The following is a 230-nucleotide window of genomic DNA, read 5'->3' on the forward strand; positions in this document are numbered from 1 at the left end:
TGATTTCGCATACAATATAACAACCGGGCTTTTATATGGAGTGAATGCTACAAATGGGCAACTTGTTTCTATTAATCCAAGTACAGGGTCAGTTACAGGAATAGGAGCTACGTCTGGTGCTGCTAATTATGGAGCCATGTATTCTTCGAGTACCGGTGAATTGTTTGGAGTTAATAATGCCGGAGGATTTTACCAGTTTAATCTTACAACGGGGCAAAGGGTATTAATTT

The 230-nt window shown here is 39.6% G+C and carries 1 protein-coding gene; it reads left to right on the forward strand.

The window, feature by feature from the left end; all coding sequences use genetic code 11:
* The coding region (locus tag SB786_RS37945; RefSeq protein WP_410731804.1) for a DUF6923 family protein at positions 1-230 on the forward strand (230 nt) is incomplete at both ends.

It is taken from the genome of Burkholderia sp. SIMBA_062 (assembly GCF_046534765.1).
GTDB classification, from domain to species: Bacteria; Pseudomonadota; Gammaproteobacteria; order Burkholderiales; family Burkholderiaceae; genus Burkholderia; species Burkholderia ambifaria.